The sequence below is a fragment of the Bacteroidota bacterium genome (assembly GCA_019637975.1).
Classification (GTDB): Bacteria; Bacteroidota; Ignavibacteria; order UBA10030; family UBA6906; genus CAADGV01.
Genome location: JAHBUR010000009.1, coordinates 77,132 through 92,331 on the forward strand (window position 1 = coordinate 77,132; position 15,200 = coordinate 92,331).

At 50.8% G+C, this 15,200-nt stretch carries 12 protein-coding genes; 1 reads left to right on the top strand and 11 read right to left on the bottom strand.

The window, feature by feature from the left end:
- Positions 1 to 56 precede the first annotated feature (56 nt).
- Both KF749_06735 and KF749_06740 read right to left on the bottom strand, forming a co-directional pair.
- Entirely contained in the window at positions 57 to 2,483 is a 2,427-nt protein-coding gene (locus KF749_06735; protein ID MBX2990852.1) for a response regulator, read from the bottom strand.
- 185 nt (positions 2,484 to 2,668) lie between these two features.
- On the bottom strand, positions 2,669 to 6,214 hold the full coding sequence (locus tag KF749_06740; GenBank protein ID MBX2990853.1) for a UvrD-helicase domain-containing protein: 3,546 nt from the start codon (positions 6,212 to 6,214) through the stop codon (positions 2,669 to 2,671).
- Positions 6,215 to 6,322: 108 nt separating this feature from the next.
- On the opposite strand from KF749_06740, the gene KF749_06745 reads away from it, so the two are divergent.
- Positions 6,323 to 6,523, top strand: coding sequence for a helix-turn-helix transcriptional regulator (locus tag KF749_06745; GenBank protein ID MBX2990854.1), 201 nt, complete (start codon positions 6,323 to 6,325; stop codon positions 6,521 to 6,523).
- Positions 6,524 to 6,613: 90 nt separating this feature from the next.
- On the opposite strand, the gene KF749_06750 is transcribed toward KF749_06745, so the two are convergent.
- The 9 genes from KF749_06750 to KF749_06790 form a co-directional block, all read right to left on the bottom strand.
- Positions 6,614 to 8,155: an insulinase family protein gene (locus KF749_06750; protein MBX2990855.1), complete on the bottom strand. Its 1,542-nt coding sequence runs from the start codon at positions 8,153 to 8,155 to the stop codon at positions 6,614 to 6,616.
- A gap of 1 nt (position 8,156) precedes the next feature.
- A complete protein-coding gene (locus tag KF749_06755) occupies positions 8,157 to 9,512 on the bottom strand; it encodes an insulinase family protein (protein MBX2990856.1) in 1,356 nt (451 codons plus the stop codon).
- A 141-nt stretch (positions 9,513 to 9,653) separates the two neighbouring features.
- The gene (locus KF749_06760) at positions 9,654 to 9,953 is read right to left on the bottom strand and encodes a DUF971 domain-containing protein (protein ID MBX2990857.1); all 300 of its coding nucleotides are present in this window, start codon (positions 9,951 to 9,953) and stop codon (positions 9,654 to 9,656) included.
- 4 nt (positions 9,954 to 9,957) lie between these two features.
- A complete protein-coding gene (locus KF749_06765) occupies positions 9,958 to 11,208 on the bottom strand; it encodes a DUF4032 domain-containing protein (protein ID MBX2990858.1) in 1,251 nt (416 codons plus the stop codon).
- Positions 11,209 to 11,242: 34 nt separating this feature from the next.
- Positions 11,243 to 12,142, bottom strand: coding sequence for a phosphoribosylaminoimidazolesuccinocarboxamide synthase (locus KF749_06770; GenBank protein MBX2990859.1), 900 nt, complete (start codon positions 12,140 to 12,142; stop codon positions 11,243 to 11,245).
- A gap of 104 nt (positions 12,143 to 12,246) precedes the next feature.
- On the bottom strand, positions 12,247 to 12,648 hold the full coding sequence (locus KF749_06775; protein ID MBX2990860.1) for a hypothetical protein: 402 nt from the start codon (positions 12,646 to 12,648) through the stop codon (positions 12,247 to 12,249).
- Positions 12,649 to 12,932: 284 nt separating this feature from the next.
- Positions 12,933 to 13,541, bottom strand: coding sequence for a leucyl/phenylalanyl-tRNA--protein transferase (aat, locus tag KF749_06780; protein ID MBX2990861.1), 609 nt, complete (start codon positions 13,539 to 13,541; stop codon positions 12,933 to 12,935).
- A gap of 14 nt (positions 13,542 to 13,555) precedes the next feature.
- Positions 13,556 to 14,167 carry a methyltransferase domain-containing protein gene (locus tag KF749_06785; protein MBX2990862.1) on the bottom strand — a complete coding sequence of 204 codons (612 nt, stop codon included), beginning with the start codon at positions 14,165 to 14,167 and terminating at the stop codon, positions 13,556 to 13,558.
- Complete coding sequence (locus KF749_06790; protein MBX2990863.1) at positions 14,164 to 15,192, bottom strand: zinc-binding dehydrogenase; 1,029 nt, start codon at positions 15,190 to 15,192, stop codon at positions 14,164 to 14,166. The genes KF749_06785 and KF749_06790 overlap by 4 nt, the downstream gene beginning before the upstream one ends.
- Between the last annotated feature and the right edge of the window lie 8 nt (positions 15,193 to 15,200).

Here is a 15,200-nt window from a genome sequence, read left to right on the forward strand (position 1 = left end):
GGCGATGGAAATGAGACCCCGATCACCGGGCATGCGAACGTGCCTTCGGAGGAACCTTAGCGGACAGATTCGATGCCGCCGATTTCACGGAGGAGATCCTTCTTCGTGAATTGCGATTTGCTCATCAAACCCGAAACATAACTCCCCAGTTGCTCGCGGGTTTCCTGGTCGATATCCATCGACGTAAGGACGATAATGGGAATGGAACGCGTTGCAGGAATCTGCCGTAGTTGGTACGCGACATTAAGACCCGACATTTCGGGCATGATAAGATCGAGAATGATGACATCGGGGCGTTCTTTCGCGGCAATCTGCAAACCTTCTTTCCCGTGAAATGCCTTCAACACATGATAGCCTTCACTTTCGAGAATCACTTCAATCAAATCAGTCGCCGCCCGATCGTCATCAATTACGAGGACTTTCGGGACTTGCGAATCCGCTGCTGTGTGAAGGCGAACCCGGTCCATTGCGGAGAGAAGATCTTCCTTGTTCACCGGTTTCACGAAATAATCCACGGCCCCGAGACTGAATCCGAGATTCTTCTCATCAACAATAGAAACGATGATAATCGGGATATGCTTGCACAGCGGATGCCGTTTCAACTCCTTCATTACCTGCCAGCCGTCTTTCACAGGCAGCATCAGGTCGAGCGTGATAATATTGGGATGCAGGCGCTTTGCCTTCTCGATTGCTTCAACACCGTCGTGGGCAACTTCGACGCGATAGCCCGCCGCCTCAATGTGAATGCGGAGAAGTTCGCTTGCCTGGGCCGAATCTTCCACAATCAGCGCAAGGGGTTTCTCACCGCTTTCCGACGGGCGGTTCTCACGATTGAGCGCATCCATCAACATCTCGGCCTGCTTCAGTTGCTCGGAGGTTGCATCAATCACCAGCGGAATGCGGAAGCGAACGCTTGTTCCTTTTCCATACTCACTCTCGATCCAGATTTTGCCCCCGTGCAGTTCAATCAGCTTCTTCGTGATGGCCAGGCCCAACCCGATGCCCTGCCGGTTCAGCGCTTTTCCGCTTGCCGCCTGCTTGAACGGCTTGAACAATCCGGCGACTTCCTCAGGCTTGATGCCCGTTCCCTCGTCACGTACTTCAAACTGCAGATCATTTCCCACACGCTCAGACGAGACCGCAACAGAACCATTTTTGCGACTGAACTTGATTGCGTTGGAAACAAGATTGATGAGAATCTGCCTGAAGCGTGTCTGATCGACAACAATTTCCTCGAATTCAGGAGAAAGGGTAAAATCGAGCCGGATACCCTTTTCCACAATGGCTGCTGCAAGCACACGCCGCACGCTTTCCTCGAAATAATTGACGGGGTAGCTGGCAATGTGCAACTCCATTTTGCCGGCCTCGATCTTCGACAAATCGAGAATATCGTTAATTATCTGCTGAAGATGCTTGCCGCTGGCATTGATATTCTTCATGAAATCCTGAACGGCTTCCGGCGAAAGCCCCTCGAACTGTGTTGCCAGCAGATCGGAAAAGCCGATAATGGAGTTCAACGGCGAACGGAGTTCATGACTGAACGTGGCAAGAAACTTCTTCAGCGTGTCGCTTGCTTCCTGTGTTTTCTGCGTCTGGTTTTCGAGAGCTACGTTCTTCGAGCGAAGTTCATCAATGAGGCGCTTGCGGCTCATGCCGCTTGCAAGTTCGTTCGCAACCACCGAAAGCAGTTCCAATTCTCCGCTCACGAACTTCTGATCCTTGATCGTCAGCACTTCCAGCACGCCCTGCACTTCATCCTGCACAATGAGAGGCGTAACAATCAGCGTCTTGAGTTGCAGTTCATTCATTTCACGCGCAAAAAGGTCGGCGGTTGTGCTTTCGCCGATTTCATCCGTGACGATTATATGCTTCTGAAATGCTGCACGCGCCGGAAGGAAGTACGCATCCTCGCCAACCCGCTGGTGAACCATTTCCTGTGAAAACTCCATGTCGAATAGCGCGGGCGCGACGAGCCGAACTTCCTGTCCGTTGGAGTCATAGAGATAAATGCATACGAACTTGGCAGGGATTTCAAACAGAAGGGCGATCTTTTCGGCGGCCTGTACGCACAATTCGTCGAGATGCTTGGACGAGTTGATTGCTTTCGAGATTTCGACCAACGTCTCCTTTTGACGCTGATCACGTTTCTTCTCGGTAATATCCTGGAAAAAAACCGAGAGGCCGTTTGCAGCCGGATAGATCCGGATATCGTACCACGCCTCAAACCTGTCGTCTTTGTAGGCGGTTTCAAGACTCTGAAACGTTTTCGTGTCCATTGCTAACTGGTACTTATCGCCGAGCAACGCCCCCTTGGCATTCGGAAAAATCTCGTACACATTCTTGCCCAACACTTCTTCGGACTTCAGCCCAGTTCCGTTTTCCGCAGCTTGGTTCCAGTATGTAATTCTGTATTCGTTGTCCAGTGCAAAGAAACCACCGCTAATGCTCTCAAGAATATTCTCATACTGACTGTAGTCAAGCATGAATTTCCCCAAATTCTGTGTAAGAAGTCGGAACACGCTAAGTCTTTGAAATAAATAGGGAAAACAAACAAGAAATGCAAGCAGTTTATTTGGTTGAGGCAGGTAACTTCTTATTTTATAAGAGAGTCTACTAATTCAACTGAGGTATCCGATCTCGAAGGGAGCATAACTACTTTAGAAGATGGTCACGAAAAAAGTGCGGAACAGCCATTTGGAAGAAACGGGCAACCGGAGCACGGAATTCTTCCATCAGGAGTGAACTCTCTTGCGTGGATTTTTTGAATGATGGACGACAGTTCATTCTCGAATTCAGCAAGGGCAAATTCGCCGTATGAGAAGTCAACGGGTGCCTCCGGGCGTTCAGCGAAAAGAAGATGCGCGTGAACTTTGGAGGAGGAAGAATGCCTGCTGACAAGCAGCGAGTAGAATTTCACTTGTGGTTCGTACTGCGCCGCTTTCTGCTGAACTGTGTGGTTGGAAAGAGAATCAGTCTTGTAATCGAGAACGTGCCATATGCCCTGCGAGTCGCGGAAAATGCGATCAAGAGTCCCGACAAGAAAGTCCTTGCCGAACGCCGCCATGATGGTGAACTCCGTACGGGTCTCCGCCCCGCTCTTCACCGAATTCCAGAAGTCTGTGCCGATAACTTTGAGCGCGGTTTCCGCCAGCGACTCAAGTTCGATTGACGGTTCGGAGAGGATGGAATACGAGTCGCGCGCAATGAAGTCTTTCAACAATGTCACTGCCGACTTCTTATCTGTGCCCATGTCGTCAATGTACTGCATGAGATGATGGAACGCCCGGCCGCGCAAGTCGGCGGGAATCTCGGTATCAAGTTCCTCGTCACTCTGATCAGTGTACAATCGCGTCGGTGCAGCAGGAAGTCCGGCAACATAACGTAAGTAGTACTTCGACGGACAATCGACGTACGTCCGGATTTTGCTTGCTGAAAAAATCTCACCCTGAACTCCCGGCGGCAACGGGTCAATCATCAGCCGTTCCGCTTTTGCCGGAGCCGGGCGGGCAAATCCGGCTGCGCTTTGCCGCGCCAAATCCGCGGGCCTCAGAACATGAATGTCAAGTTTGTGCCTTTGTGAAGATCGTTTGAAACCGTTAGCTGTTGCATGCAGGTATTCCGTTACCCGATCAAAAGAGATCTTTCGCTTCGGAACAACATCCCCTACCCCGATCCCGTTCAGCAGCCAGTTCATGTAATGGTCTGTGGAACGGTTACCTTCCACAGCCCCGGACAGGATCAGCATATCCCGTGCACGGGTGCATGCAACGTAGAAAATCCGTTTTTCTTCCGCGATCATTTTCGCACGGGAGTTTCTCTTCAGAAATTCCGCAATCGGCACAATGCGGTCATCGCCGGTTTTTGCCTGCTGCGTGAAGCCCAGTCCCAACTCGTCATCAAGAAACGGCTCATTGTCGTAGCGAAATGTCCGATCAAGGCCCGGCACAATGACTATGGGAAATTCGAGGCCTTTCGCAGCGTGAATAGTCATGATTCTCACGGCATCGGCCAGCACATCAACGGACGCCTGGCCTTCCTTTTCCTCCTGTTCGATCAATCGTTTCAGCCTTCCGACAAAATCGTACAGCGTCGTGAAGCCCTGTTGTTCGTAGCTTCGTGCAAAACGTTTGAGCTTTTCAAGATTGGCAAATGTCTGCTCGGCGCGCGGTGTTCCTGCAACAAAACCTGCATAGGCGGTATCGTTTACAATGCGGTTGACTATTTCGGGAACGGGAAGCCGCGTTGCAACAGTCGTATGCTCAGCGAGAATTGAGACAGCCCGGACAACCGATGTGAACTGTTTCGCCTTGCCTTTGCCCGAAGCAATCAGGTTCCAGAAACTTCCTCCGCGTCTATCCAGCGAAAGTTCGTACAACTCGGCATCAGAAACATTGTAGAAGGGAGATCGAAGAATTCCGGCAAGAGCCACGTCATCATCCGTGTTCAACAGAAACCGGAAATAGTTGTAGAAGTCATAGATGCCCTGCGTCTGAAAATATCCGACTCCGCTGCTGACAAGATAGGGAATGCCGTGGCGAATCAGCGCATCTTCAAGATCGGAAAGACCCGTCCGGCTGCGCAGAAGAATCGCAAAATCACTGAAACCGGCGGAACGGGAGTTCTCCTCTTTCGAAAATACCTGACAGGGTTCGGATCGCAACTGAATGATGCGTCTCGCAATCAACTCCCCTTCCGATATTTTATTCTCCTCTTCATCGATCGAGGGCTCACGCACAATCAGTTCAACTCTTCCCGGAGCCTTGTTTTGCCGCCCCTGGACCAGCGGTTCATACGAGACTTCGTATTTGCCGTTCTCCCCCTTCATCAACGGTTCGAACATAAGGTTGACGAAGGCGGCAATATCACGCAGCAACCGGAAGCTGTCCGCCAGCACAACCGATGCCGGATGGCCGGCACTCTCTTCAATTTCCCTTTTCGTCTGATTGAATACCGCCACATCGGCGTTACGGAAACCGTAAATCGACTGTTTCGGATCTCCTACTATGAACAGATTGCCACCCGACAGGTTGTCCATCAACGGCAGGAGAATTTCGTACTGAAGGGTGTTCGTATCCTGATATTCATCAACCATGATGAATCTGTAGCGTTGAGAAAGCTTGCGACGAATCCTCTCGTCGCGCAGAAGGTTCTTGGTCCGGATTTGGAGATCCTCGAAATCCAGGTAGGCGTTTTCGAGCTTTGCTCCCTCGTAGTGTTCAACCGCATTCTGATACAATTCCAGCAATACACGCGAGTGCTGCAGAAGTATCCGGTGAACCGAGTCGTCACCGTGTGTTACAAAATCGATGAGAGGTGACAGTGATTTGAACTTCTTCCTCAATCGTTCCGCTTGCTCACCGATGTTGCTGTTGTCACCGAATACTTTTTTCCGCAACTCACCCTTCTGAGTGAGCATTGCTTCGAGCAGTTCCGCGAACAACTGCAACCGTTCGTGAAGTGCCGTGGCGTGTTTGAATGTGCTGAAGCGCGGACGCAGGCTCATCATCGAGTTCGGCGTTGCAGCATTGACCAGCGCTTGAAGGTCACGTAATACGAGCGGATCCTCGAATTCATGCTTCACAAATGCAGACAAATACGAACGCCAGAATGCCAGCACATCGTCGTCTGTCCGCTCGTACAATCCTCCGGGGAGTATCCACCGCTCCACTTGTTCGCGCTTGAGCGCGAGAGTGTGAACAATGTCCAACACTTTGAATTTTCCGAGAGCACGCAGTACCTCAAACAACCGCTGACGTCCGGCATGGGATTCCCCTTCTTTCAAGATACTGTCAAATGTTTCTTTGATCGCGGCCTCAAGCAGCACCTGCTGGTCGACCACTTCCAACACCGTAAACGCAGCGTCAACACCTGCTTCAACGGGGTATTCACGCAGGATTTTCGAGCAGAATGAATGGATCGTATCAACAACGGCACCGGAGAGTTGCTCACGAATTTCTTCCAGCGTATTTCTTGTTTGGCGATCAGGCGATGACGCAATTCTCTTGCCGATACCGTCTGCGATTTTGCGCTTAAGCTCGCCAGCGGCCTTTTCCGTGAACGTAATCGCAACAACTTCTTTCACTCGTGCTTTGCCCGAGACGAGAATGTCGATGTACCGCTCCACCAACACAAGCGTCTTGCCTGAACCGGCATTCGCGGTAACGGAGAGATGGTGTGAAGTCGTGAGGGCTCTTTCCTGAGATTGTGTCAGCATGATCGGTTCGTGTGGTCGGGATGACAAGCATACTTCGTTGTCAAGTCGTGGGACGATGCTCGTGTTCGTCTATGTTGCATCGGTCGCCCTCGCTCGGAAGCGCTATGCATGAGAAATAAACTGAAAATGTTCAGAGAAGCAAAGGGATTCTCACAGGAGGAACTCGGCGAGCGGCCCGGCGCTTCACGTCAAACCATCACTGCAATCGAGAGAGAGAAGTATGATCCGAGCCTGCCGCTGGCGCTGGAAATCGGCGCATTGATTCGGAAACCCGTTGAGCAGATTTTCGTTGATACGGATGAGAAGTGAAACGCGCATTAAACACATAAGGTGGGCCGTGCGACCCACCTTTGTCAACTGTGTACACCTGCGGATTCATCCCGCATTGATTGATACGAGCTACCGGAACCTTTCTACGTCCTTTCTTTCCAACACTCTTCCCGGGCTCTCGTTCTCAAACAATTCCCCGACAGGAACAACGCGTGATTTCGTCTTGTTGATGCCGAGCGGAAGCATGGCAATGACTTTGTCTTCTTCAAGAATTCGTTCGGAAACCGGCGATGCATACGTTATAGGCGACGGCTCGTTCTTCGCCATCTTTTCCATCAAGTCTTGAGCGTCGTTCGCCACGATGGCTACCTTCATGTTCTTCGGATCGATGTACTTCTTGATGGCAGTGTTGACGTCTGAAACCTTCAGTGTCTTCAGCTCTTTCTCAATCCGATCTATGAAATACTCCGTGCCGTAGAACTCGGAATCCATTTTGTATCCGAGTCTCCGGTCAAGTGTTTGTGCCCAGAGTTTTGAATAGTTCGTCACGAATTTGCGTGTCGCCTCGAAGTCCTTTTCCGAAAGCCCCTTGTCAACGAATTTCTCCAGTTCATACATCGCTGCACGTACGGCAAAATGTGCATTTTCGGGCTGTACCGGTCGCAGCCACACACTGAAGTATTGTTGCCGAAGCGGCGTGTTGACATTCGGGAATGTTGTGCCGGAAGTTCCGCCCGTGAAACGCTCGATGTACGAGTAGTCGCCGTAGTTCAATCCCCTGTCTCCGCGCAAGCGGTTCATCAGAACGCCGTTGAACGTTCGATGTTCGCCGAGGTACGAGTTAGCAACCATCAGGGCGTAGAAGTCCTTGTCCTTGCGAGTTATCGGCAACGGATGCCCCATGGAAATTGCAGTTCCGCGGGCGGGCTTCTGGACAAAGTCGATTTCCAGCCCCTCGATCTTGCGGGGGGCGGGAAGCTGTACCGGCTCGAACTTGCCCTCGGGAAGCTTACTGAAATCGCTTCTCATTGTGGCAACAAGCGACGCCGGATAGCCGCCGGCAATTCCGATCCAGATTCTTCCCGTCGTATACATATTCTTGTAATACGCTTTGACATCGTCGAGCGTAATGGATGTCAAGCCCTGCACTGTTGCGCCGGCCGTTCCATACGGATGGTCTTTGAAGAGAGAAATCAGAAAAGCCTCTTTGCCCAGGTTTTCATCATCTGTTCCGCGAAGGTTCTTTTCAAGATAACTCAACAGGAGATCCTTGTTCCGCGTGAAGTCATCCGGATCGAACCGCGGACTTAGCAACAAATCGGAGAACAACTTGTAATATGCATCGAGATGATCGCGATGAACCTGACCAACAAATGTCGTGATTTCGTTTTCCGGCTGGACGTTGACATTGGCAGCCCAGGGATACATCGTCGCAACCACTTCCTGATATTTCAAATCCTTAGTCCCGCCCTGTGCAATCATGAACGCGGTTAAGGCGTTGATGCCTTCCTTACCCTTCCAGTCGTTGATGGAGCCTGCCCGAAGGATAATACGGAACGTAATCAGCGGGGAATTCTGACTCCGGATTTCGGTTACTTTGATGGGTGTTTTGGCAACCGCCGTTGTCGAGAGCAGCACGCCGAAAATGATACCGAGTGTAAGTGATCTCATGTCAGTTCGCTCCTTCCTGTGTCAGCAGAACAATCGTGCGGTTGTTGGCGCCGAAATATTTGTTCGCCACCATCATCAAGTCATCCGGCGTTACTTTGTCGTACAAGGCATACACACGGTTGACGCTTTCCGGGTCGCCGGTCATCGAAATGTAGTGGGCGATGCTGTTGGCAATCGAGTTCGCATTATCCTGACCCATCGCATAGCTATATTTCAGGAATGATTTGATATCGGACAGTTGCTTGGCCGAGATGGGCGTTGTCTTCGCCTTTTCAATTGCCGCAAAGATCTCCTTCTTCACCATATCAATATTCTTCGGATCTTTGATTCGGGTAAAGATGTTGAACATGCCGGGGTCGCGTGAATCCCCCTGCCCGCCCTGCACAAACTCGACTGCCTGCTCTTCAACAACAAGCTTCCGGAACAGTTCCGATTGCTGCGAAAACACGTACTGCGAAAGCAGGTCTATCGCAGGCATATCAATGTGCTTGTCGCTGAACGCCGGACCGTGGTACCCGATGGCTAGAATCGGCAGAGTCTGCGCTTTCCATTTCAATTCAAAGTACTTCTCTTGAGTCTGCGGAGGTTCCTGCGGTACTTCCAACACATAACTTCCGCGCTTCCAGCCTCCATAGTATTTCTTTGCCAGCGTAACAAACTTGTCGTGCTTGACGTCGCCAACGACGAGAATCGCGCAGTACTCGGGCCTGTACCATCTGTCGAAGAACTTCAGGCTGTACTCGTATTGGTTCGGCATGTCCTGAATATCTTTCAGGAAGCCCATTGTTGTGTGCTTGTACGTGTGATGCTGGTAAGCGTTGTCGTACAACTTCTCGAAGATGGAAAGAAACGGACTTGAATAGTTCTTATTGTACTCACCGAGAATTGCCCCTGCCTCGGTTTTGAAATCTTCTTCCGTGTATTTCAGATTCATGAACCTGTCAGATTCGACATCCATGATCGTTTCCAACGCGTCGGCGCTTGCGAGTGTGTGATACACCGTTGCATCGTTGTTCGTGAACGCATTATTGTCGGCACCAATGGATTTGAGAACGTTGTTAAACGCGTCTTTGTTATATTTGTCCGTTCCGCGAAACATCATATGCTCGAAGAAATGCGCAAAACCGGAGAGCCCGGGCTCGATTTCGTTGCGCGACCCGGCCCGAACCACTGTGTAATACGCAATAATGCCGGGGCTGTCAAACGGAATAGAAATGATGTTCAGCCCGTTATCCAGCATCGTTTGATGAATCGGATACGGAAAGACTTTAGCGTCCTTCTTCACATCCGGCGGACCCGCGATCATTGCCGCAACAACAAGCGGCACGAGCGCGAATGCGAGCATGTTCTTGCTCATGTAACCTCCTTATTAAGTGATTTGTTGGTAGAAATGCTCCTTCACACAAAACGCATCAGATATCTAGTGAACGATGGAGAGTGTAGTAAAAACCTCATACTTGTACGAAATTGTACCGAAAAGTTGCATGTCTGTCGACACTCACTGCAGGCCGTCAAGATTTCTCAGATACTCCCACGTATAAATTCCCGTCTTGTGCCCGTCGCCCCACGTGATGACAATAGCGTTGCGTCCGGAAAGTTCGAGAGAACGCAACTCAGTTTGATTGGCAATGGGCAGACTGAACAGACCCTGACGCCGGTTTTCCTCCTGTTCATGGAGGCACGTTGCACACGGACAATGCCCGCGCAAAAAATCAGTCGTGAATATCGATTCACGATCGTCATCCCAGATAAATGTGATTTCGTTGGGAGATGTGCGTTTGATCTGTTTGGGCTGCATATTGTCAGGAATAGATCAGCTGCAAAGCAGGAGGAAGACGTTTGAATAATGCCCTCAACTCCCTGATGATGGAACGAAGAATTGGCTGCGGCAGTTTTCGTGTTGCCTTGTTCTTCACAAAATCACGTGCAGCCACGATCAATCCGACATCCTTACCCGCCTTTTCGCTGAGAAGATATTTGTGTTCCATAATTTCGACGTAGAGACTTGCCGCTGTTTTCTCCGGAAAAAAATCGGCGACATCGTACTGCAGAAACACTTTGCATACAGGCTGAAACACATCCCTGTACCACTCTTCTGCCGCATCAACAAGCGGTACTTCACGGCCGAGCCGTTCGCTGACGTACCATTTGTGTTCACTGATATGTTTCAATAATACCTTCGCATACCCCTTCACGTCGAAATCACCAAGCAGTTTGTCAACATCAATGTGCGTCATCAGCTCGAACGACCGCATTTCCTGCTCAACCGCGTACCGTTTGTGATATGAGTCGAGAATGAACCGATAGTCTTCGTCGGTCATGACGGCGTCACGCACAATGCCGCTTGCGCGCAAGTCCGCTTCAGTCCATTGCATCGACTCAAGAAAGAACTCAACATCAGCATGGCGCAGTGAATCGGTAATCGAGCGGTGGATTTCGACTGTTTCGGCATCGGCAAGTACGGCGCGCAATCGAGTGCGAGGGCCAAGTTCGGGCTCGGCCTCGTTGCTGAAGTTGATCAACATGTTGGCAAGCGACGCATCACCCCAGTACACACCTTGAGAGTGCATTTCTACAAACAATCGAATTACGGCATCCCAGATTCTTCTTCTGCTTTCCTTTGAGAAGCCTCTCCTGAACAGGAACGAATCCGGGACTACTTTCTCCATTAACTCCGTAATGAGAAAGCCGGTATGGCGTTCTTGCGGCAACCGTCCGACTTTCGTCTCGATGATTGTTGTACCGTCATTCCTCGCTACGAAGCCGACAGGCCACAGAGTATGAATTTCCATTTCGCGAAGCCGGATATACGTTGCATATTCCCGCCTGGCGCTTTCCAGCGACGTTTCCTTGATGGCATACCGATGGCTGTTCGATTCTACAAAGCGCACAACGTGACGCGAGAGCCCGCTTTTCACTTCGAGAAGTCTGATGCCGTGTTCCTCCCATTGTTCAAGGGACTCTTGCCAGGGGAGGTTGAAGAGTACCGGCAGGGATTCGCCGGGAACAAAGAACTGCAGATTCCCGTCGAGCTTTGAAGGAGAGGCAATCATATCGACCCTCGTCCGTTACATGACAACGTGCACGTCACGCCACCGGCTTGCCCGTGAGAAGTTTCAACGCCTCTTCGTATTTTCTGCTTGTTGTGCGGATAATCTCTTCGGGAAGCTTCGGCGGAGGCGGTTGTTTATTCCACTGAATGGAGAGAAGGTAGTCGCGGACAAACTGCTTGTCGAAACTTGGTTGGGCGCTGCCGGGCTTGTAGCGATCCATCGGCCAGAAGCGCGAAGAGTCGGGCGTCAAGGCTTCATCAATCCATACAACCTCGCCGTTCTCATCCAAACCGAACTCAAATTTTGTGTCGGCGATGATGATGCCTTTGCCTGCCGCGTACTCCGCCCCTTTTGTGTACAGTCCTATTGTCAGGTCGCGCAATTTCGTTGCAAGCTCTTTTCCGACAAGGTTCACAACATCGTCAAACGAGATGTTCTCGTCGTGCGTGCCGATGGGGGCTTTTGTTGTTGGCGTGAAGATCGGCTCGCTGAGTTTGTCCGATTCTCTTAACCCGTCGGGGAGAGTTATTCCGCAAATGGATTTGGACTTCTTGTATTCACTCCATCCCGAGCCGGAAATGTAGCCGCGAACGACACATTCGACTTCAATCGGCTTCAGCTTCTTCGTCAGCATGCTTCGGCCGCCGAAGATTTCCGGCGCCGAGCGGAACGGCTCGGGAAATTCGGTCACCTTTGTCGTAATAATATGATTGCCGACAACAGCGGAAAGATGCCGGAACCAAAATGCCGAAATCTGTGTAAGAACTCTTCCCTTGTTGGGAATCCCGTCAGGGAGAATCACGTCAAACGCTGAAATCCTGTCGGTTGCAACAATGAGAAGTGAGTCGCTGAGATCATACAGATCGCGTACTTTTCCTTGTTTCGTCGGCTTGAACCTTTCAGACGAAGTCTGGGTAATAACCGGGTAGGCCATTGTGTCTCTCGATTAGGGGATGGATGCACGTTTGTGTTGCTCCAAAAAACAAAAATGCACCGAGGAAAACAACCTCGGTGCATTGGAATCGCGACTCATTGCCGCTACGCTTCGAGATTTGCGCCCAAAATTTCTTCGATCGTGCCCCGGTGGAAGCTCTGATCGGGAGGCGACGCCACCGTTGCCCGGCTGATGTTGCCCAGCTTCAACCCCGACCACTCCGAGTGGATCTTTGCCTTGACGAAATCTGTAACTGCCTTCTGAATGTCAGTCGGCTGGAGTTTCTTCTTCGATTGCGGATCGACAAATATATCAATCTTGATTTCGTTACTGGAAATCTTCTTTGGAACGATCATGTAGTCAATTTTCTCAAAATGCCGCCAGCCGTACGTGCGGTTCGTTTTGCTGAATGTTGAGGGAACATGTTTGAAGCTTCGTTCGTCAGCGGTGGGCAAAAGCGTGATGGTGACACGCTCGAATTTCTGAGAACCACGTGCAGGGACCATGCGGTCAATTCTCCAAGGTTGTTGTAAAAGGGGGTTGGTGGGCATTGTTTCTTATTGCTTGATTGCGGGAGCAATATAGCTACAAATTGACGTTGTGTCAACTCGGCGAACTCAAAATTATCTGCGAAAAGTGCGCTGCGTCAACGGCAATTCGGCATTTCTCAACCCGTTTATTCTGCTCCCTGCCCGAAACGAATATGCACAATCTCTGTATACAAATACGTTAGCTCGCTCACTATTTTCTTTAAGTGACTGAGGAAAGCCTAAAAAAGTTTCAAAAAAATCTACTTCCAATCCGAGAACTTGGTTTCGATTGCCAACGCCTTCGATAGCAGGTTGAGATATGTGCTTCGCGGAATTTCGATGGCACCGAGACTTCGAAGATGTTCCGTCATGTACTGTGAATCAAGCAAGATGAACTTGCCGGCTTTCATTCTCTCAACGAGATGAAACAGTGCAACTTTTGACGCGTTTTTCAAGAGGGAAAACATCGATTCGCCGAAGAACGCGCCTCGAATGGCAACGCCGTAAAGTCCTCCAACCAATGAACCTCTGAACCATGTCTCGACGCTATGCGCAAATCCTGCATCGTTCAACTTGGTATACGCGGCAATGATTTCCTCCGAAATCCAGGTGTCTTCGCGGTCGGAGCAATAACGCATTACTTCTTCAAATGCCGTGTCGATCCGGATTTCGAACTCTTTCTTCCGAATGTCCTGTTTCAGGCTTCTTGACACCTTGAAATCATCCAGAGGAATGATTGTCCGGGGATCGGGCGAAAACCACTCAATAGGCCCGTTGCGTGAAGTCGCCATAGGGAAGTAGCCGTTGCAGTAGGCGACAATGAGAAACTCGGGGTCAAGCGAGGGTTCGTTGATGTTCAGGCCTGTCATGAGAACACCGTCAATTACAGCTTCCGCCAAATTGTGAGTATTTCCTTGCCTCTTCGAGGGCTCACCGATCTTTCCGGCGCTTCTACCGATATCAATTCAAGTTTCTTCCCGAACAGCCTGTTAACCTCGTCCATCGAAACGGAAAACGGCGGACCTCCCGAACGGTTGTCGAGCGGGAAGAACAGCCCGATAAATCTCCCTGCCGGTTTCATGAGAGAAGGAACAACTGAAGCAAACTCCGGTCTTCGCGAAGGATCAATCGCGCAGAACGTTACATACTCAACAACGTAATCGAACTCTCCGGAAATTCCCAGCGAGTAGTCAAAAATATCTTCCTGCACCAATTCGAGGGCAACATGTTTTTCCTCCGCAAGCGAGCGTGTGTGTTTTATGGCTTCGGGGGAAAAATCAATTGCAGTAACCGGAAAGCCGTGTTGAGCAAAAAGAACTGCATCATACCCCTTGCCGCAACCCAGGACAAGCGTCTTCCCCGGTTCGAATCGACCGGACTCAAGCAAATCCACAAACACCGGAGTGGGAGTTCCCATATCCCAACTATCCTGGTTGTTGCGATACCGTATATCCCAATAGTGAGGTTCATCCACTCCTGTTTCGTCGGTCATCATGCACCCATCAGCACAACAACCTTGCCGACAGTTTGGCGGGTTTGCAGGGCCCGATGAGCTTCCACAATATCCTTGAACGGAAAGATCTTTCCTATGAGAGGCTTCAGTACGCCCAAGTCGTACAGCTTCAACAACTCAAGGGCTGCTTCTTTGAAGTACGATTCCTTTCCTTTCAACGTGCCAAGGTTGAAACCGAAGATGGATTTATTGGCGCTCATGAGTTGAACGGGAAAAATCGGCTTCATAACCGACATGACGGTGGCGGCCTTCAATTTGTTGAGTGCCCCCTTGCCGGCAACGGCCGCGAGTCCGTACAGAATGTAGCGACCCATCCCGGCAAGCAGATTCCAGCTTTTGTCGTACACAAGCCCGCCCACTGCATCCATCACCACATCAACCCCATAGCCTCCGGTAATACGCTTGATCTCCTCGGCAAAATCAATTGTGTTGTAATTGATGGCATGATGCGCGCCGTTGTTGCGCGCTAATTCAAGCTTTGCTTCCGTTCCCGCGGTGCCGAATATCTCGGCCCCGAGATGCCTGCCCAATTGCAACGTCGCCAGCCCTGCACCTCCGGCGGCGGCGTGCACAAGAAGCTTCTCTCCGCGCCTGATGTTCGCAAGCCGGACAATACCATGATACGCCGTCAGGTACACAACCAGAAACGCCGCGCCCTCTTCGTACCCCATAGATGCAGGCAAGCGCGTTGCAAGTTTTTCGCCCACGCAAACATACTCGGCATGACTTCCGTGACGGCTGTAGCCCATCACTCGCTCTCCCCCTTTGAACTCGGTTACATTTGCCCCCACTTCAACAACTTCACCCGAAAATTCAAGCCCGAGAATGAATGGCGGTGGCGGGGTTCCGGGATACACGCCAAAACGTCCCATCACGTCTGCGAAATTGAGCCCGACTGCCTTCACTTGAATCAAGATCTGGTCGGGTAACGGACGCGGTATCGCCGTTTCCCGGATTTCCAGAACTTCCGGTCCCCCGTATTTTGTGACAAATGCAGCCTTCATCATTCCTCCTT